The following is an 18,826-nucleotide window of genomic DNA, read 5'->3' as shown; positions in this document are numbered from 1 at the left end:
CCCGGTCAGGCGGCGAGGCCGAGCACCCGGAGCACGGCCGCGACGGCCGCCGCAGCCACCACCACGACGAGGAACGACTGCCGCAGCCACAGGAGGCCCGCGGCGACCAGCAGCGCCGGCACGCGGGCGTCGACCACGACCGCCTGGCCGGCACCGAGGGTCTGGACGGCGACGAGGGCGGCGAGCAGCGCCACCGTGAGAAGGTCGGAGATCCGCGCCGGCCGTGGCGCCTCCAGCACGCGGGGCGGGACGAGGTACCCCACGGCCTTCAGTCCCAGGCAGATGAGAGCCGCGAGCAGGATCGCGCTCCAGACGCTCATGAGGTCTCCCCCGCCGTGCGCTCCACCGATCGCGGATCACGGCCCAGCCAGTTGAACCAGCCGACGACGATCGCCACCACCGCCGCGACCAGCACCGGCAACCCCGGCATGAGGAGCGGGGTGAGCGATGCCGCGACGACGGCCGCTGCGGCACCCACGGCGATCGCCTGTCGCTGCACGAGTCGCGGCCAGAGGAGCGCGAGGAACGCGGCAGCAGCGGCGGCATCCAGCCCCCACGTCCTCGGCTCGCCGAGCACGTCGCCCACGAGTGCTCCGACGAGGGTCGTGAGGTTCCAGCCGATGAAGATCCCGACGCCGGTCACCCAGAACCCGACGCGGCGCAGGCGCGGGTCGCTCTGTGCGATCGCCACCGCGGTGGATTCGTCAATGGTGAAGTGGGCGGCGGCGACACGGCGCGATCGTGTCGTCCCGACGATCGGCGACATGCGCATCCCGTACGCGACGTTGCGCACTCCGAGCAGAGCGGCGGAGGCGATCGCCGACGGCAGCGCCGATATGCCGCCGGCGGCGAAGACCCCGACGAAGGCGAACTGCGAGCCGCCGGTGAACATCAGCAGGCTGAGGACGCAGGCCTGCCACACGTCGAGACCGGATGCGACGGCGAGCGCGCCGAAGGAGACGCCGTAGGCACTGGTCGCAAGGACGACGCCCAACGCCTCGCGCCACACCTCGCGCTCGGCGTTCACCGGTCGTCTGTTCGGCTCACTGAACACATGATCATCATTCTGAACACCTACGGATGCATAGTCAAGCGAACGTTCGTTTGGCATGATGAACGAATGGACGATCTCCGCAGTCGCATCGCTCGCTCTCTCCGACGGGAGCGGGAAGCCGTCGGACTCTCCGTGTCGGAGCTCGCTCGCCAGGCGGGCATCTCCAAGGCGACGGTCTCGCAGTTGGAGTCCGGGTCGGGGAATCCCAGCGTGGAGACGCTCTGGGCGCTCGGGGTGGCATTGGGCGTGCCCTTCGCGGTGCTGGTCGATCAGCAGGCGAACGCGCCGACCCTCATCCGGGCCGGTGACCTGAGCGGGGTCCCTTCGTCCGCGTCGGCGTACAGCGCCACGCTTCTCTCCGCGAGCCCGCCCGGCGCACGCCGCGACGTCTATCTCATTCAGGCGGAGCCGGGCGACCCACGGCTCTCCGACCCCCATCACTCCGGTACCACCGAGCACGTCATCCTGATCTCGGGACGAGCCCTCATCGGGCCCGCAGGAGAAGCGATCGCGCTGGAGCCCGGAGATTACCTCTCGTACGCGGGAGACGTCCCCCACGTGTTCGAGGCCACAGAGCCGGGCACGACGGCCGTCCTCATCTCCGAGCTGCGCTGAGTCAGTCGTCCGCCGGAGACGGGTCGGGGATCTCCTCCGGCTTGTATCTCGGCAGCCTCGACGCCGGCAGGATCGCGACCGCGCTGATGCCGGCGAGGATGAGCAGGCCGAGCTTCAGCGTGCCCAATCGTGCCTCCTCGTTCACCGCGACAGCGGCGTCGATCTGCTCCTGCGTCGCATCGGTCTCGGCGAGCACGGCGCGCAGGTCGTCGTTGCTCACGAAGTTCACCGCGTCGAGGTCGACCTGGTCCACGAGTGCCGGCGGCAGATCGGGGCTCTCCATGACGGCGCGTCCGACGCTCACACCGAGGAGCGACACGAGCAGGGCTCCCGCCAGCGCCGTGCCGACCGCCGATGCGAGATTCTGGGTCGTTCCGCGCAGCGAGCCGACGTCGCCGGCGAGGGCCGCGGGCGACGACGTGACGAGCACGTTGAAGACGAGCGTGACGAGTGCGCCCTGGCCGATCCCGAAGACGATGAGACCGAGGATCGTGGGCACCGTCTCCCAGTTGTTGTTCACCACGAACGACAGCCAGATCAGGGCGACCGTCGTCAGCACGAAGCCGAAGACGCCGATGACGCGCGGCGGATAGCGCTTGTAGAACCGCACGACCAGCGTCGCGGTGATGAACACCGTCAGGTTGAACGGCATCATCGCGAGCGAGGTGTCGAACGGCGTGCGTCCCTGCACGATCTGGATGTAGAGCGGGATCGTGAAGTTCACAGACGCTTCGAGCGCGACCACGATGAACATCGCGTACACCGCGGCCCGCTCCTTCGAGGAGCTGAGGACGCTCAGGTCGATCAGCGGGACCTTGCCCTCGGCCATCCGTCTGCGGGTCCAGAAGAAGAAGAGCTGTCCGAGCACGATCCCGACGACGATGAAGACGGGTGCGGGCGAGAGTCCGAGGATGCTGAACGGCGCGGCCTCGGTGGCGGCGACGGCTCCCCAGCCGTTGAGGTTGTTGAAGCCGAGGGTGAGCAGCACGATGGCGACACCGATCAGCAGCGAGGCGACGAGGTCGATGCGGATCGAGGCGTCGCCGCGGTCGCCGCGGAGCGTGAAGCTGAAGCAGAAGACCACGACGGCGATGCCGAGGACGATGAAGAACATGGGGCGCCATCCGACGAGCGTGCCCAGGGTGCCTCCGATGAGGAAGGCGGTGACGCCCGAGATCGCCCGCGCCGAGCCGATCGCACCGATCGCCGTCGCCTGCTGGGGTCCTCGGTAGTTCTCGGCGATGAGCGCGACGATCGAGGGCACGATGATCGCCGCTGCCGCGCCCGCGACGGCCTGCCCGGCGATCGCCCAGCCGACGGTCGGCGAGAAGATCATGAGCACGGCGGAGGCGGCGAAGAGCACGATGACGATGCGGAAGATGAGCACCCAGCCGACGCGCTGCCCGAGCTTCGCACCCGTCATCACCAGCGCCGCGACCGCGAGCCCGTACATGACGATGGTCGTGCTCGCCACGGTCGGGGGCACTCCGAAATCGCTCACGATGCCGCCGAGCGAGATCGGCAGGGCGGCGACGTTGAAGGACATCAGCACCTGCGCGAGGAACAGACTGACGAGCGGCATCCACGATGTCCTGGTGGCCACGGCCGCTGTGTGTGTCATGGGTAGGTCCTTTGTCCGGAACGATGGGGTGACGGTTCAGTCCGACGCGTGGGCGGCCGGGGCCGAGGCGAAGAGGTTGAGCCCGAGCGAGCGGGACAGATGACCGATCGCGAGCTGCGAGCGCACCGAGTTGCCCGCGGGATCGAGCCTCGGCGAGAAGCCTGCGACGGCTCCCTTGCCCGGCGACACAGCGACGATCCCGCCGGTGACTCCCGACTTGGCGGGGAGTCCGATCTCGAAGAGCCACTCCCCCGACCGCTCGTACAGGCCGGTCGCCGCCACCACCGCGAGGGTGTCGCGACAGACGTCAGCCGACACGACGCGGTCGCCGGTCACCGGGTTGACGCCGCCGTCCGCCAGCGTCGCCCCCATCACCGCGAGGTCGTGCGCCGTCACGCTGAGCGCGCACTGGCGCGTGTAGACGTCGACCGCTTCCTCCGGGTCGCTCTGCAGACGCCCGTAGCTGCGGAGCAGCCTGCCGATCGCGCGGTTGCGCTCGTTCGTCTGAGCCTCAGAGGCGTACACGGCCCCGTCGAGACTGAGCGCTCGCCCGGCGAAGGCCGAGAGTCCCTCTCTGACGAGCTCCCACTGCTCGACGGAGGTGGCTCCGGGCATGAGCGCGGTGGTCGCGATCGCCCCGGCATTCACCATGGGGTTCATCGGATGCCCGCCGTTGAGTTCGAGGGCCATGACGGAGTTGAAGGGCAGACCCGTGTTGTTCACCCCGACGATCTCGCGGACCCGTCGGTGTCCGTGATGCTGGATCGCGAGCGCGTACACGAACATCTTCGAGATCGACTGGATGGAGAACGGATGCAGCGCGTCACCCGCGTCGTGCAGACCGCCGTTCGATTCGATCAGCGCAAGGCCGAAGAGATCGGGATCGACCTCGGCGAGGATCGGGATGTAGTCGGCGACCACGCCGCCCTGCTCGCCGGCGTAGCGTCGGTGGGCGTCGCGGACCAGCTCGTCTACGCGCCCCCACCCGGGAAGCGATCCCGTGGACACGTTCTGCTCGACGTCCGCCAGCTCGGTGGGTTCCACGCGCCCTCCTCGGGATCGACGACGCCCCAGCCATCACGCTCACCGTAGTGAAAGAACGGCCCCATGCCTAGGGGCATGGGGCCGTATTCCGGAATGCGGAACGAGGTGTCAGTACCAGTTGGATGCCTGGGAGTGGCCCCATGCGCTGCACGGCGTTCCGTACACGGACGAGATGTACCCGAGACCCCACGCGATCTGCGTTGCGGCGTTGGTCTGCCAGTCGCTGCCGGCGGAGGCCATCTTGCTGCCGGGAAGAGCCTGCGGGATGCCGGTCGCGCCACCCGAAGCGTTGTAGGCCTGGTAGTTCCACCCGGATTCCTTGGTCCACAGGGAGTTCAGGCACGAGAACTGGTCCTCGCCCCAGCCGTACTCGCTCGCGGCCATCTGCCGCGCCGTCGACTTGGCGCCGTCGACCGTGTTGGCGGCCGCGAGTGCCGCCGCCGCGGCCGCGGCCTCCTCAGCCGCCAGCTGCGCCGCAGCTCGCTGCTCCTGCGCGGTGACGTGCGCCGCCTGCAGGGCTGTCGTGTCGGCGATCACTTCCTCCGTGCCTGTGACGGCGTACGCCTCGAGGCTCGTGAGCTCGCGCTCGGACAACGAGGAGCGATCGCTCAGCTGCTCGACCCAGGTGCTGAGGTCCTCGGTCTCGACGGCAGCGGGAGCTCCGCCGAGGTCGAGCCCGGAGGCTGCGACTTCGGCGTTCACGGCGTCGGCCGCCGCGACCGCATCCTCGGCGAGGGCGATCGTGATGGCCGAGTCGTCCGTCGCCTTCTCGAGCGGGTCGGCGCTGGCCGCGCCGGTGACGAGGGTCGCCACATCGGCGACGGCGTCGGGCAGCTCGGCGCCCGCCGCAGGTGCGGCGACGATTCCCGCCGTCAGGGCGAGACCGACCACGCCGCCGGCGACAGCTCCGAAGATCCATCGAGGACGGCGACCGGAGACCGTTTCGCGAGCGGATGCCGCCGCGGAGGCGCGCCGAAGCGCACGGGTTTCATGAAGCATGGGTTCGACTTTCGGGTCGTCGTACGCCCATAGCGGGACACTCATCGGGAGATCGCCCCGGGCGCAAGGTAACGATTCTGCATCGGGCCACCTGTGCGCTTCATGAGAAAAGGGCCCTGCATCAGCCTGTTCGGCGATGCAGGGCCCTTCTCGGAGGTGATTCTCAGGCGTTGGCGTCCTGACGCTTCAGGCGCGCGGTCTCCCGAGCACGCGTGTTCGCGTCGAGGTTGACCTTGCGGATGCGGACGACCTCGGGCGTGACTTCGACGCATTCGTCGTCACGCGCGAACTCGAGGCTCTCCTCGAGCGTCAGCTGGCGCGGAGGCGTCATCGACTCGAAGGTGTCAGAGCTCGCCGCACGCATGTTGGTGAGCTTCTTCTCCTTGGTGATGTTGACGTCCATGTCGTCGGCACGCGAGTTCTCGCCGATGACCATGCCCTCGTAGACCTCCTGCGTGGGCTGCACGAAGAACGACATGCGCTCCTGCAGGGCGATCATCGCGAACGGCGTGACGACGCCCTGACGGTCGGCGACGATCGAGCCGTTCTGACGCGTCGTGATGGAACCCGCCCACGGCTCGTAGCCGTGCGAGATCGCGTTCGCGATACCCGTGCCGCGGGTGGTGGTCAGGAACTCGCTGCGGAAGCCGATGAGACCGCGCGAGGGGACGATGAACTCCATGCGCACCCAGCCGGTGCCGTGGTTCGTCATGTTCTCCATGCGGCCCTTGCGGTTCGCGAGCAGCTGCGTGATCGCGCCGAGGTGCTCCTCCGGCGTGTCGATGGTGAGGTGCTCGAACGGCTCGTAGGTCTTGCCGTCGATCTTCTTCGTGACCACCTGCGGCTTGCCGACGGTGAGCTCGAAGCCCTCACGACGCATGTTCTCGACGAGGATGGCGAGGGCGAGCTCGCCGCGGCCCTGCACCTCCCACGCGTCCGGGCGTCCGATGTCGACGACCTTGAGCGAGACGTTGCCGATGAGCTCCTTGTCGAGACGGTCCTTGACCATGCGAGCGGTGAGCTTGTGCCCCTTGACCTTGCCCATGAGCGGGGAGGTGTTGGTGCCGATCGTCATCGAGATGGCGGGGTCGTCGACCGTGATGGCCGGCAGCGGACGCACGTCTTCAGGGTCGGCGATGGTCTCGCCGATCGTGATGTTCTCGAAGCCTGCGATGGCGACGATGTCGCCGGGGCCGGCGGACTCGGCGGGGTAGCGCTCGAGAGCGCGCGTCTTGAGGAGCTCCGTGATGCGGGCGTTGCTCGTGCTGCCGTCGGACCGCACCCAGGCGACCGTCTGGCCCTTCTTGAGCGTGCCGTTGAAGACGCGGAGCAGCGCGAGGCGACCGAGGAACGGGCTCGAGTCGAGGTTCGTGACCCAGGCCTGCAGCGGAGCCTCGTCGTCGTAGGACGGAGCGGGGACGTGCTCGAGGATCGCGCCGAAGAGCGGCTCGAGGTCGTCATTGTCCGGCAGCGACCCGTCGGCGGGACGATTCAGCGATGCGGCGCCGGCACGGCCGGACGCGTAGACGACCGGGACGTCGAGGAGCGCGTCGACATCGAGGTCGGGCACGTCGTCGACGAGGTCGGATGCGAGCCCGAGCAGCAGGTCGTGCGCCTCCTCCTCGACCTCGGCGATGCGGGCGTCGGGGCGGTCGGTCTTGTTGACCAGGAGGATGACGGGCAGCTTTGCCTCGAGCGCCTTGCGCAGCACGAAGCGCGTCTGCGGCAGCGGCCCCTCGCTCGCGTCGACGAGCAGCACGACGCCGTCGACCATCGACAGGCCGCGCTCCACCTCGCCGCCGAAGTCGGCGTGGCCGGGGGTGTCGATCACGTTGATCGTGATCTCCTCGCCGTTCGCGTGCGCACCCTTGTAGGTGATCGCCGTGTTCTTGGCGAGGATCGTGATGCCCTTCTCGCGCTCCAGGTCGTTCGAGTCCATCGCGCGCTCGTCGACGTGGGCGTGTTCGCCGAAGGAGCCGGTCTGACGCAGCATGGCGTCGACGAGGGTGGTCTTACCGTGGTCGACGTGCGCGACGATTGCGACGTTGCGGAGGTCAGAGCGAAGGGCGTGCGCCATGCAAGTGTCCTAAAAGTGTGGGTTTTCGCCGGGAAGCCGACGTTCCAGGATAACGTACCGGCGGGCCGGGTTCCTGAGCACGAGAAGTACGATCGGGGGCGTGACTGTCGCAGACCTCTCCCCCACCCCGTCGCGTCGCCGCCTGTGGTGGGAGATCGTGATCGTCCTGGCCCTGGGGCTCGGGCAGTCCGCCGTCTACGCGGTCGTGCAGCTGGCCTACCGCCTGACCGACGACACACCGCTCGCCGACCAGACGGCGACCCTCAATCCGTCGCGCAGCGACCGCGAGATCTTCGACCTCATCTACCAGGTCCTCTCGATCGGGTTCTCGCTCGTCCCCGTGCTCCTCGTCTGCTTCCTCCTCTGGCAGACGTCACGCCCGCACCTCGGCCGGCTCGGGCTGGACGGAACGCGTCCCTGGGCGGATGCGGGCCGCGGCGCGCTGCTCGTCGTCGCGATCGGCGTTCCCGGTCTCGCCCTGTACATCGCCGGCCGTGCCCTCGGTCTGTTCGTCGCAGTGAATCCCGCGGGGCTCGATGCGCACTGGTGGACGGTGCCGGTGCTTCTGCTGGCCGCCGCACGCGCGTCGCTGCAGGAGGAGTTCGTGGTGCTCGGATACCTCTTCGCGCGGCTGAAGCAGCTCGGCTGGGGTCCGTGGACGATCATCGTGGCGACGTCGCTGCTGCGCGCGAGTTACCACCTCTACCAGGGGCCGGGGGCGTTCATCGGCAACTTCGCGATGGGCCTGCTGTTCGGATGCCTGTTCCAGCGCAGCGGGCGGCTGCTGCCGTTCCTCGTCGCGCACTTCATCATCGACGCGACGGTGTTCGTCGGCTACCCCTGGGCGGCGGCGACGTGGCCCGCCCTCTTCGGCCTGCCGAGCTGACGCGGTGTCAGGCGCCGTTCGTGAGGACCACGGCGACGACGGCCCAGATCAGGATCGCACCCAGCGCGAGGAGCGCCGGACGATCCCAGCTCCGCCGGATCGGCGCATCCGCCGTGTCGGCCGCCGACTCCCACCGGTCTCGGATGTCGGTCAGGTCGCGAAGGCTGGTCGGGGCCTTGGGCTCCTCGCCGTCCCGCGCACCCGCATGCGGCGGGCGCGCCCTGGCGGGACCGCCATAGCAGGTGACATCCGTGCCGTCGTCGAGTGAGAACACGAGCTGCCACCGCAGATCGACGTCGCGCACCCGGCGCCACCCGAAGCTCGTGCGTCGCAGCATGTTCTGCACCGTGCCGCCCGCGTCATCGATGCGGACCGAGGAGACGAAGGCCACCTCGTATACGACCCAGAGTCCGAGGAGGATCCAGGGCGCGAGCAGGAGCATCTGCCCCCATCCGGCGCGCACGACGGCATCCCCGAGCAGGAACAGCGCCAGCAGGGAGCAGAGGACGAGGAAGACCGGTCCGGAGACCGCGCGCATCGTGCGCGCGGCCCCCGGTGTGGGGTCAGTCGGCACGCTCAGTGCCCACCGAGCGGGATCGAAGCGCCCGGGATGGCCTTGAGCAGCCGGTCAGTGTACTCCTGCTGGGGGTTCGCGAAGATCTCGTCGACAGTGCCCTGCTCGACGACCTTGCCGCTCTCCATGACGCACACGAGGTCGCTCGACACGCGCACGACGGCCAGGTCGTGGGTGATGAACAGATACGTCAGGTTCAGCTCCGACTGCAGACCCGCGAGCAGCTGCAGGATCTGGTCCTGCACCAGCACGTCCAGCGCCGACACGGCCTCGTCGAGCACGACGATGTCGGGCTTGAGCGCCAGCGCGCGCGCGATCGCGACCCGCTGACGCTGGCCTCCGGAGAGCTCGTTCGGGTACCGCGTCGCGAGCGCCCGCGGCAGAGCGACCTGGTCGAGCAGCTCTTCGACGCGCTCGCGCTGCGAGGTCCGGTCGCCGACACCGTGGATCTGCAGCGGCTGCGAGATCGTGTTGCCGATGTTGCGAAGCGGATCGAGCGAGCCGTAGGGGTCCTGGAAGACGGGCTGCATCCGACGTCGCAGCCCGAACGCCTGGGCGTTCGAGAGGTTTGACACGTCCTGACCGTCGATCTCGATCGTGCCGCTGGTGGGCTCTTCGAGCTTGAGCACCATCTTCGCGACCGTGGACTTGCCCGACCCGGACTCGCCCACCAGCGCTAGCGTCTTACCCCGCGGGATGTCGAAGGTCACGTCGTCGACCGCGCGGAACGCCTCGCTGCGGAAGTTCCCCTGACGGATCTTGTAGTCCTTGGTGAGGCCCACGACCCGCACGGTCGGCGGAATGTCTGCGAGGTTCTCGAGCGTCTCGATGCCACGATCCTCGACGACCGCCTGGATGCGCTGCGACGCGACGCTGGGAGCTGCACCCACGAGCCGCTGCGTGTACGGATGCTGCGGGTTCTCGAGGATCTGCCTGCTCGGGCCGGATTCGACGATGTTGCCGTTGCTCATCACGATGATCTTCTCGGCGCGCTCGGCCGCGAGGCCGAGGTCGTGCGTGATGAGGAGCACCGACGTGCCCTTCTCGCGCGTGAGTGTCGCCATGTGATCGAGGATGACGCGCTGCACGGTGACGTCGAGCGCCGAGGTGGGCTCGTCCGCGATGAGCAGCTTCGGGTCGGCCGCCAGTCCGATGCCGATCAGCGCTCGCTGACGCATGCCACCGGAGAACTGATGCGGGAACTGGTGCAGTCTCCGCTCGGCATCCGCGAGCCCCGCCTGCTGCAGCACCTCGATCGCACGCGCCTTGACCGCATCCCTGCCGCGGGCGATTCCGTTGGCCCGGATCGCCTCCTTGACCTGGAAGCCGATGCTCCACACCGGGTTGAGGTTCGACATCGGGTCCTGCGGGACGAATCCGATCTCCCGTCCACGGACGGACTCCATCTCTCGACGGCCGAGCTTCGTCAGCTCCCGACCGTCGAGCGTGATCGACCCGCCCGTGATCGTGCCGGTGCCGGGGAGCAGGTTCACGATCGCACTCGCCGTCGTGGACTTGCCCGATCCGGACTCCCCGACGATCGCGACGGTCTCGCCCGGGAAGATGTCGAAGTTCGCTCCGTGGAGGACCTCCTTCTCGCCCTCCTGCGTCCGGAACGCGACCTTCAGGTCGCGCACGCTCAGCAGAGGGACTCGTGCGGTTGCGCGATCGTTCATCGCCGTGCCCTCGCTCTCGGATCGATGGCGTCTCGGATGAGCTCGCCCAGGGTCACGAACGCGAGCACGGCGAGCGTGAGCGCGATCGACGGGTAGATCAGCGCCATGGGGGCGACGCGGAGCGACGACTGAGCCGCACTGATGTCATTGCCCCAAGACATGGTCGAGCTGCCGAGGCCGACGCCGAGGAACGACAGCGTCGCCTCGGCGACGATCGACGCCGCCAGCGCCAGCGTCGACACGACGAGCAGCGGCGCCAGAGCGTTCGGGATGACGTGCCCGACGAGGATGCCGAACTTCGAGCGCCCGAGCGCCCGGGAGGCGACGACGAAGTCCGCCTGACGGACTCTCAGCACCTCGGCTCGCACGACGCGGGCGGTCGACGCCCAGGCGAAGCCTCCGATCGCGAGAGCCAGGACCGGCACCGAGCGGTACTGCGAGAAGACCGTCATGACGACGACGGCGGCGAGGATGTACGGGATGGCGAAGAAGATGTCGCCGATGCGCGAGAGCAGCGAGTCGAGCCATCCGCCGTAGAAGCCGGCGAAGGCGCCCATGATCAGACCGACGATCGACCCGATCGCCGTGGCCAGCAGCCCGACCGCGAGCGACGTCTGCGCACCCCACACGATGCGGGCGTAGATGTCGCAGCCCTGGAAGGTGAACCCGAGCGGGTGCCCCGCCGCCGGGCCGGCGTTGCTGTTGCCCAGCTGGCAGTTGTCATCCGGCGGCGTCGAGGTGAACAGCGTCGGGAACAGCGCCATGACGATGAAGAAGAGCGCCAGCACGACGGAGAACCAGAACAGCGGACGACGCCGCAGATCGGACCAGGCGTCGCGCCAGAGGTTGCGCGGCTTCTCGGCGATGCGCACGGCGTCGACGGAGATGGTCTCCGTCTCGACCGGCGCGACGAAATGTGTGTCTGTGGTGGGGTCAGGCATAACGGATCCTTGGGTCGAGCAGACCGTAGAGCAGGTCGATGACGAGGTTGACCAGGACGTACAGGATCACGAAGACGGTGACGAAGGAGACCACGGTCGGCCCCTCGTTGCGGATCGCGGCCTGATAGAGGGTGTTGCCGACGCCGGGGACGTTGAAGATGCCCTCGGTGACGGTCGCGCCGACGAGCAGCACGCCGAAGTTCGTGGCCGAGTTGGTGATCACGGGGATCAGCGAGTTGCGCAGCACGTGCACCGGGATGACCCGTTCACGCGACAGGCCCTTGCTGTACGCGGTGCGCACCCAGTCCTGGTTGAGCGTGTCGATGACCGAGCTGCGCATGAGTCGCATGCTCACGGCGTACAGGCTGAACCCAAGCACGATGGCGGGCAGCCACAGGCCGCCCCAGTCGTTGTCGGAGCCCACTGTCGGCTTGAACCAGCCGAGCTTGATCGCGAGGAAGTACTGCCCGAGGAACGCCACGACGAAGATCGGGATCGCGATGGCGACGAGGGCGACACCGAGCATCGCGTGGTCGAAGACCTTGCCCTTGCGCAGCGCCGAGATCGTGCCGATGATGATGGCGAGCACGAACTCGATCGCAATGGCCATGACCGCGAGGCGGCCGGTGACGGGGAGGGTCTCGGCGAGCACCTCCGACACGGGGCGGCCGGAGAAGGTGTTGCCGAGGTCGCCCTGGAAGACGCCGGTGATGTAGTACCAGTACTGCACCAGGAACGGATCGTTCAGGTGGTACTGCTCACGCAGCTGCTCCACGACCGCAGGGTTCGGGGTGCGGTCGCCGAAGAGGGCGAGGATCGGGTCGCCGGGCATGGCGAACACGAGGAAGTAGATGAGCAGGGTTGCCCCGAAGAAGACCGGGATGACCTGCAGGAGACGTCTGAGGATATAGCCGAACATCTGTAGTCCTGTGAGGAGGAGACGGTGGAGCGTGACGAACACAGCCTATGAGGCGGCGACGAAAGATCGTCACCGCCTCACAGGTGAGTGCCGTCAGGCTTACTCGCCGTCCTTCGTGACCTGGTAGAGGATCGGCCAGGTGTCCCAGCCGAACTCGACGTTCTCGACCGTCTCGCCCCAGGCGCCCATGGCGTTGGTGTACCAGAGCGGGATGGCGGGCAGGTCCTGGAACAGGACCTCCTGCGCCTCCTGGAACTTCGTGATGCCCTCTTCGACATCGGCCGCCGATGCGCCTTCATCGAGGAGTGCGTCGAACTCGGGGTTGGAGTAGTCGCCGTCGTTCGAGCCTGCGCCGGTACCGAAGATCGGGCCCAGTCCGTTGAACATCGACGGGTAGTCGAACTGCCATCCGGTACGGAAGGCGGTGGTCGACTGACGCTCGGTGATCAGTGTGCGGTGCTCGGCGAACGTCGGGATCGGGTTGCCCGACGCCTCGATGCCGAGGTTGTTCTTCAGCTGGTTCGCGATCGCGTCGACCCAGCCCTGGTTGGGGCCGTCAGCGTTGTACTGGATCTGGAACGAGCCGGTCCACGGTGCGATGGCGTCGGCCTCGGCCCACAGCTCCTTCGCCTTCTCGGCGTCGAACTCGAGCACCTCGGAGCCGGGGATGTCCTCGGAGTAGCCGTCGATGACCGGCGACGTGAAGTCCTTGGCCGGGGTGCGCGTGCCGCTGAAGACCACGTCGGTGATCTCCTCGCGGTCGATCGCGTGCGAGATCGCGGCGCGGCGCAGCTGACCCTCTTCACCGCTGAAGTGCTCGAGGCGCTCCGGGATCGTGATCGTGGCGTTTGCGGCGGCCGGCTGGTTCACCGTGCGGTCCGGGAAGTCGCTCTCGAACGTCTGCAGGGCAGTGTCGGGGATCTCCTGGATGATGTCGAGCTCGCCACCCTGGAGGTCGGCGTACGCCGCCTCCGTGCTGGCGTACAGCTTCATGTCCACGCCGCCGTTCATGGCCTCACGGGGACCCGTGTACTCCTCGTTCTTGACGAGTTCGATGCTCTCGTTGTGCTTCCATGCGCCCTCTTCGGCGAAGACGTAGGGTCCGTTGCCGATCGGGTTCTCACCGAAGGCCTCGAGGTCGTCCCAGGCCGCTGCCGGCAGCGGGAAGAACGCGGTGTAGCCGAGGCGCAGCGGGAAGTCGGACTCCGGCTGCTTGAGCGTGACGGTGAAGGTCAGGTCGTCGACGACCTTGAGGCCGGAGAGCTCCGGGACGTTCTCGTCGTAAGAGAAGCCCTCGATGGACTCGAAGAAGTAGCTCGAGAGCTGCTTGTTGTCGAGGGCGGAGCCGTAGTTCCATGCCTTGACGAACGACTCGGCGTCGACCGGGTCGCCGTTCGCGAAGGTCTGGTCGGCCTTGATCTTGATCGTGTAGGTCTGTGCGTCCTCGGTCTCGATCGACTCGGCGAGGTCGTTGTGCATCGCGCCTTCGGCGTCGTAGTACACGAGACCGGCGAAGATGCTCTGCAGAACGAGGCCGCCGCCGACCTCGTTGGTGTTCGTGGGGATGAGCGGGTTCTGCGGCTCGGTGTTGTTGACCGAGATGACCGCCGTGGCGTCACCGGACGACGTGTCCTCGGTGGTCTCGTTGCCTCCACCGCTCGCGCAGCCCGCGAGCGTCAGGGCCCCGATCAGGAAAAATGCGCTGCCCGCGAGGGCGATTCTGTTGCGCTTCACTTTGTGTCCTCCTGGACTGTTACTCAGACTGCGCGCTCACCGTTGAACGCGTAGGGATAGTCGAGAGTAACCCGCGCCCGTTCACACATCGCGCTCAGCTAATGAACCGTTACTGAGTGGTGATCATCGTTAACACGGGAGAAACATTCGGGAGAATGAAACGACGCCACGCTCCCGAGGAGGGTGCGTGGCGCCGTTCTGTCCCGGTCGCAGGTCAGGCGAAGGCCTCGATCGGCGGGCAGGCGCAGACGAGGTTGCGGTCGCCGTAGGCCTGATCGATCCGACGTACCGGCGGCCAGTACTTGCCTGCCACCAGGGCAGGCACCGGGTACGCGGCGTCTTCGCGGCTGTAGGCGTGATCCCACTCCCCCGCGATCAGCGAGACCGCGGTGTGGGGCGCATTCACCAGCGGGTTGTCGGCGGCCGGCCAACGGCCCGCGGCCACCGCATCCGCTTCAGCCTTGATCATGACCATCGCCTCGATGAACCGTTCGATCTCGCCGAGGTCCTCCGACTCCGTCGGCTCCACCATGAGGGTGCCCGCGACCGGGAACGACATGGTCGGGGCGTGGAACCCGTAGTCGATGAGTCGCTTCGCGACGTCGTCGACGGTGATGCCCGTCGCTTCCCTGAGCGGCCGGAGGTCGAGGATGCACTCGTGGGCCACCCGACCGTCCTCTCCCGCGTACAGCACCGGATAGTGCTCCTCGAGGCGGGCGGCGATGTAGTTCGCCGACAGGACCGCCGCGGCGGTCGCATTGCGCAGGCCGTCGGCGCCCATCATGCGGACGTACGCCCACGAGATCGGCAGGATGCCGGCCGAGCCGTAGGGCGCGGCCGAGACCGGGCCGCCGTCGAACACGAATCCGCCGGCGTGCTCGGCCTTCTGGGCGAGCGGGTGCGACGGCAGGTGAGGCGCGAGGTGCGCCTTGGCCGCGACCGGCCCCACGCCGGGGCCGCCTCCACCGTGGGGGATGGCGAACGTCTTGTGCAGATTGAGGTGCGAGACGTCACCGCCGAGGTCGCCGAAGCGGGCGAAGCCGAGCAGCGCGTTGAGGTTCGCCCCGTCGACGTACACCTGCCCACCGGCGTCATGGACGGCTGTGGTGATCTCCACGACATCCTGCTCGTACACGCCGTGGGTCGACGGGTAGGTGATCATGAGCGCGGACAGCGCGTCGGCGTGGGCGTCGATCTTGGCGCGCAGATCGTCGAGGTCCACGTTGCCGAGCTCGTCGCAGGCCACGACCACGACCTTCATGCCGGCGAGCACGGCGGAGGCCGCATTGGTGCCGTGCGCGGACGACGGGATGAGGCACACCGTGCGCTGGTCGTCGCGGTTGGCGAGGTGATATCCCCGGATGGCGAGCAGGCCCGCCAGCTCGCCCTGCGAGCCCGCGTTCGGCTGCAGCGAGACGGCGTCGTAGCCGGTGACCTCAGCGAGCCAGGATTCGAGCTGATCGATGAGGTCGAGGTAGCCGCCGACATCGGATGCCGGGGCGAACGGGTGGATGCCGGCGAACTCCGGCCAGGTGATGGCAGCCATCTCCGTCGCGGCGTTGAGCTTCATCGTGCACGAGCCGAGCGGGATCATGCCGCGGTCGAGCGCGTAGTCGCGGTCGGCGAGGCTCTTGAGGTACCGCATCATGGCGGTCTCGCTGCGGTGCGCGTGGAAGACCGGATGCGTCAGGTACTCGTCCTGTCGCAGCAGCGCCTCGGGCAGCGCGCCGGTGCGGCCCGAGCCGAAGAACCCGAACGCCCGCTCGGAGGCGCCGCCGAAGACACGCGCCACCTGGTGGAGCTCGGCGACCGTGGTGGTCTCGTCGACGGCCAGGCCGACGGTGTCGGCGTCGACCGCGTGCAGCAGGATCCCGCATTCGTCATGCGCCCGGGCGACGAGGTCCGCCGCGCGACCGGGCACGCGTACGCGCACCGTGTCGAAGAACGCGTCGTGCACGATGTCGGCTCCGGCGTCGGACAGCCAGTCGCGCAGCATCGCGGTCTTCGCCGCCACCTCGACGGCGATCGCCCGCAGTCCGTCGGGCCCGTGATAGACCGCGTACATCGCCGCCATGACGGCCAGGAGAACCTGCGCGGTGCAGATGTTGCTGGTCGCCTTCTCCCGACGGATGTGCTGCTCGCGGGTCTGCAGCGAGAGGCGGTAGGCCGCCTTGCCGTCGGCATCCACCGACACCCCGACGAGACGTCCTGGCAGCTGTCGCTCGAGCCCGGCGCGCACGGCCATGTACCCGGCGTGCGGGCCGCCGAATCCGATGGGCACCCCGAAGCGCTGCGTGGTGCCGACGGCGACATCCGCGCCGAGGGAACCGGGCGAAGCGATCAGCGTGAGCGCCAGCAGATCTGCCGCGACGACGGCGAGTCCGCCCGCGAGGTGGGCCGCATCGATCACCGCGCTCGGGTCCCACACCCGACCCGATGCCGCGGGGTACTGGACGAAGACGCCGAACAGCTCGGACGGCAGCTCCTCCCCCGCGGCGAAGTCCACGGTGACGAGCTCGATGCCCACAGCATCCGCCCTCGCCGCGAGCAGCGCCCTCGTCTGGGGGAACGCGTCGGCGTCGACGGCGAAGACGTTCGACGCCGTCTTCGAGGCCCGTCGTGCGAGCAGCATGCCCTCGACGACCGCGGTGGACTCGTCGAGCATCGAGGCGTTCGCCGTGGTGAGCCCGGTCAGGTCGGCGACCATGGTCTGGAAGTTGATGAGCGCCTCGAGGCGCCCCTGGGAGATCTCCGGCTGGTACGGCGTGTACGCGGTGTACCAGGACGGGTTCTCCAGCACGTTCCGCTGGATCACACTGGGCGTGATCGTCCCGTAGTAGCCGAGGCCGATCATCGGACGGTTCACCGTGTTGCGCGCAGCCAGGGAGCGCAGCTCGGCGAGCGCCTCGGTCTCGCTCGCGGCTCGCGGGATCACGGATTCCGCGGCGGCCTCGGTGAAGATGGACGTCGGGACGGCCTGGCGCATCAGCGTCTCGACCGCGCTCCGCTCGTCGGTACCCGACGAGACCCCGAGCGTGTCGAGCATCTGCCGCCGTGCAGAGGCGGTGGTTCCGATATGACGGTCGGCGAAAGAGACCACGGGCGGATCAGCCCTCCGTCAGAGCGACGTAGGCGTCGCGGTCGAGCAGTCCGTCGAGGGCGCCGTCTGCGACCGAGACCTTGATCAGCCATCCGCCCTCGAACGGCTCGGCATTGACGAGCGAGGGGTCGTCGACGACGGCGTCGTTGATCTCGACGACCGTGCCGGAGACCGGGGCGTAGAGCTCGCCGACCGACTTGGTCGACTCGATCTCGCCGACGACCGCGCCCGCGGCGATCTCGGTGCCGACGGCGGGCAGTTCGACGAACACGACGTCTCCGAGCTTGTCCGCCGCGAAATCGGTGATGCCGACGGTCACGGTGTCGCCGCCAGCGGCGATCCACTCGTGCTCCTCGGTGTAGCTGAGCGTGGTGAGGTCGGTCATTTGGTCCTCCGGTAGAAAGGCAGGGCGGTCACGGTCGCGGGGATCCTGGTCCCCCGCACATCAAGGAATACTGCGGTTCCCTCCGCAGCGGAAGAAGGTGCCACATACGCCATCGCGATCGGGTGGCCGAGGGTGGGGCTGAGCGCACCGCTGGTGATCTCCCCCAGGACGGCGCCGTCCGCGTCGACCACGGAGTAGCCCGCACGGCCTGCGCGCTTCCCTTCGGCGACGAGGCCGACGAGCACGGGTGCGTCGGATGCGGCATCCACAGCGCCCTTGCCGACGAAGTCCTCCTTGTCGGACACCACCACGCGCCCGAGGCCCGCCTGAGACGGCTTCGTCTCCCGCGAGAGCTCGTGGCCGTAGAGAGGCATGCCGGCCTCGAGTCGGAGGGTGTCGCGCGCTGCGAGACCGGCGGGGACCAGCCCGTGGTTCTGGCCCGCCTCGAGCAGCGCGTCCCACAGCGCCGGCGCGTCGGCGACTCTCACGAGGAGTTCGAATCCGTCTTCGCCGGTGTACCCGGTGCGGGCGAGGAGCAGCGGCGCCCCGAGGAACATCGCGTCGGCCCATGCGTAGTACTTCTGCTCGGCCCACGGGGTGCCGAGGTCGGCGATTCCCGTCGTTGACGACAGGATCGCCTCTGCCGCGGGGCCCTGCACAGCGAGCAGTGCGAAGTCGTCGGAGACGTCTTCGACGTCGACGCCCCTGTCGCCGATGAATCCGGCGAACCCTCGCTCCTCTCCGGCGGCCCTGGCCGGCATCTCACGTTCGATGCGTGAAGGGAACGAGCGCACTCGCGACGCGAATGCCGCGTCGACGAAGCCTCGATTGCCCGCGTTCGCGATCACCAGGAAGCGGTCCTCGGCGAGCCGGTAGACGATGACGTCGTCGATGATCCCGCCGTCATCGGCCAGCATCAGCGAGTACTTCGCCTTGCCCACCGCCATCGCCGACAGTCGGCCGGCGAGTGAGTAGTCGAGGAACTCCGCGGCGAAGTCGCCCGTGACGAGGAACTCCGCCATGTGCGAGATGTCGAAGATGCCCGCGGCCTGCCTCACGGCATGGTGCTCGGCGAGATCGGACGTGTATCGCACCGGCATCTGCCATCCGCCGAAGTCGGTGAACGACGCGCCGAGCGCCTCGTGGCGATCACGCAGAGGGGTGTAGCGGGGGTCGGACATGGAGTTCTCCCGGGCTGGGT

16 protein-coding genes are annotated in these 18,826 nt (G+C 68.3%); 2 read left to right on the top strand and 14 right to left on the bottom strand.

All coding sequences use genetic code 11. The annotated features are described in order from the left end of the window. Positions 1 to 5: 5 nt before the first annotated feature. Positions 6 to 320 (bottom strand): AzlD domain-containing protein, encoded by a 315-nt coding sequence (locus BN2660_RS11010; protein ID WP_091231638.1) that lies wholly within the window; start codon positions 318 to 320, stop codon positions 6 to 8. After that, on the bottom strand, positions 317 to 1,027 hold the full coding sequence (locus BN2660_RS11005) for an AzlC family ABC transporter permease (protein ID WP_091231634.1): 711 nt from the start codon (positions 1,025 to 1,027) through the stop codon (positions 317 to 319). The genes BN2660_RS11010 and BN2660_RS11005 overlap by 4 nt, the downstream gene beginning before the upstream one ends. 93 nt (positions 1,028 to 1,120) lie before the next feature. On the opposite strand from BN2660_RS11005, the gene BN2660_RS11000 reads away from it, so the two are divergent. Beyond that, a complete protein-coding gene (locus BN2660_RS11000) occupies positions 1,121 to 1,669 on the top strand; it encodes a helix-turn-helix domain-containing protein (protein WP_091231631.1) in 549 nt (182 codons plus the stop codon). Position 1,670: 1 nt separating this feature from the next. Here BN2660_RS11000 and BN2660_RS10995 read toward each other — a convergent pair whose 3' ends face one another. From BN2660_RS10995 to typA, 4 genes are all read right to left on the bottom strand, one after another. Then, positions 1,671 to 3,290 carry an MFS transporter gene (locus BN2660_RS10995; protein WP_091231628.1) on the bottom strand — a complete coding sequence of 540 codons (1,620 nt, stop codon included), beginning with the start codon at positions 3,288 to 3,290 and terminating at the stop codon, positions 1,671 to 1,673. Positions 3,291 to 3,326: 36 nt separating this feature from the next. Further along, complete coding sequence (gene glsA / locus BN2660_RS10990; protein ID WP_091231625.1) at positions 3,327 to 4,334, bottom strand: glutaminase A; 1,008 nt, start codon at positions 4,332 to 4,334, stop codon at positions 3,327 to 3,329. 108 nt (positions 4,335 to 4,442) lie between these two features. Further along, complete coding sequence (locus BN2660_RS10985; protein ID WP_091231621.1) at positions 4,443 to 5,333, bottom strand: aggregation-promoting factor C-terminal-like domain-containing protein; 891 nt, start codon at positions 5,331 to 5,333, stop codon at positions 4,443 to 4,445. A gap of 163 nt (positions 5,334 to 5,496) precedes the next feature. Beyond that, on the bottom strand, positions 5,497 to 7,410 hold the full coding sequence (gene typA, locus BN2660_RS10980) for a translational GTPase TypA (RefSeq protein WP_091231618.1): 1,914 nt from the start codon (positions 7,408 to 7,410) through the stop codon (positions 5,497 to 5,499). Between the two features lie 100 nt (positions 7,411 to 7,510). Between typA and BN2660_RS10975 the strand changes: the two genes are divergently transcribed. Continuing rightward, entirely contained in the window at positions 7,511 to 8,296 is a 786-nt protein-coding gene (locus BN2660_RS10975) for a CPBP family intramembrane glutamic endopeptidase (RefSeq protein ID WP_255305123.1), read from the top strand. A gap of 7 nt (positions 8,297 to 8,303) precedes the next feature. On the opposite strand, the gene BN2660_RS10970 is transcribed toward BN2660_RS10975, so the two are convergent. The 8 genes from BN2660_RS10970 to BN2660_RS10935 all read right to left on the bottom strand — a co-directional run bounded on the left by BN2660_RS10970 (position 8,304) and on the right by BN2660_RS10935 (position 18,806). Next, positions 8,304 to 8,870 (bottom strand): PH domain-containing protein, encoded by a 567-nt coding sequence (locus BN2660_RS10970; RefSeq protein WP_255305122.1) that lies wholly within the window; start codon positions 8,868 to 8,870, stop codon positions 8,304 to 8,306. Between the two features lie 2 nt (positions 8,871 to 8,872). After that, the gene (locus BN2660_RS10965) at positions 8,873 to 10,546 is read right to left on the bottom strand and encodes a dipeptide ABC transporter ATP-binding protein (RefSeq protein WP_091231611.1); all 1,674 of its coding nucleotides are present in this window, start codon (positions 10,544 to 10,546) and stop codon (positions 8,873 to 8,875) included. Continuing rightward, positions 10,543 to 11,487, bottom strand: coding sequence for an ABC transporter permease (locus tag BN2660_RS10960; RefSeq protein WP_091231608.1), 945 nt, complete (start codon positions 11,485 to 11,487; stop codon positions 10,543 to 10,545). The genes BN2660_RS10965 and BN2660_RS10960 overlap by 4 nt, the downstream gene beginning before the upstream one ends. Further along, positions 11,480 to 12,406 carry an ABC transporter permease gene (locus BN2660_RS10955; protein WP_091233567.1) on the bottom strand — a complete coding sequence of 309 codons (927 nt, stop codon included), beginning with the start codon at positions 12,404 to 12,406 and terminating at the stop codon, positions 11,480 to 11,482. The genes BN2660_RS10960 and BN2660_RS10955 overlap by 8 nt, the downstream gene beginning before the upstream one ends. Before the next feature lie 99 nt (positions 12,407 to 12,505). Next, positions 12,506 to 14,140, bottom strand: a complete 1,635-nt coding sequence (locus BN2660_RS10950; protein WP_091231606.1) for a peptide ABC transporter substrate-binding protein — start codon at positions 14,138 to 14,140, stop codon at positions 12,506 to 12,508. Between the two features lie 214 nt (positions 14,141 to 14,354). Beyond that, positions 14,355 to 17,240, bottom strand: a complete 2,886-nt coding sequence (gene gcvP / locus BN2660_RS10945) for an aminomethyl-transferring glycine dehydrogenase (protein WP_091231602.1) — start codon at positions 17,238 to 17,240, stop codon at positions 14,355 to 14,357. Between the two features lie 7 nt (positions 17,241 to 17,247). Continuing rightward, positions 17,248 to 17,625: a glycine cleavage system protein GcvH gene (gene gcvH / locus BN2660_RS10940; protein ID WP_091231600.1), complete on the bottom strand. Its 378-nt coding sequence runs from the start codon at positions 17,623 to 17,625 to the stop codon at positions 17,248 to 17,250. Next, the gene (locus BN2660_RS10935) at positions 17,622 to 18,806 is read right to left on the bottom strand and encodes a glycine cleavage system aminomethyltransferase GcvT (RefSeq protein ID WP_091231596.1); all 1,185 of its coding nucleotides are present in this window, start codon (positions 18,804 to 18,806) and stop codon (positions 17,622 to 17,624) included. Before BN2660_RS10935 ends, gcvH begins: the two co-directional genes overlap by 4 nt. Between the last annotated feature and the right edge of the window lie 20 nt (positions 18,807 to 18,826).

The organism is Microbacterium sp. 3J1, assembly GCF_001049495.1.
Classification (GTDB): domain Bacteria; phylum Actinomycetota; class Actinomycetes; order Actinomycetales; family Microbacteriaceae; genus Microbacterium.
The sequence above is the reverse complement of the archived record's forward strand: the minus strand, read 5'-3'. Positions and strand labels throughout refer to the sequence as shown.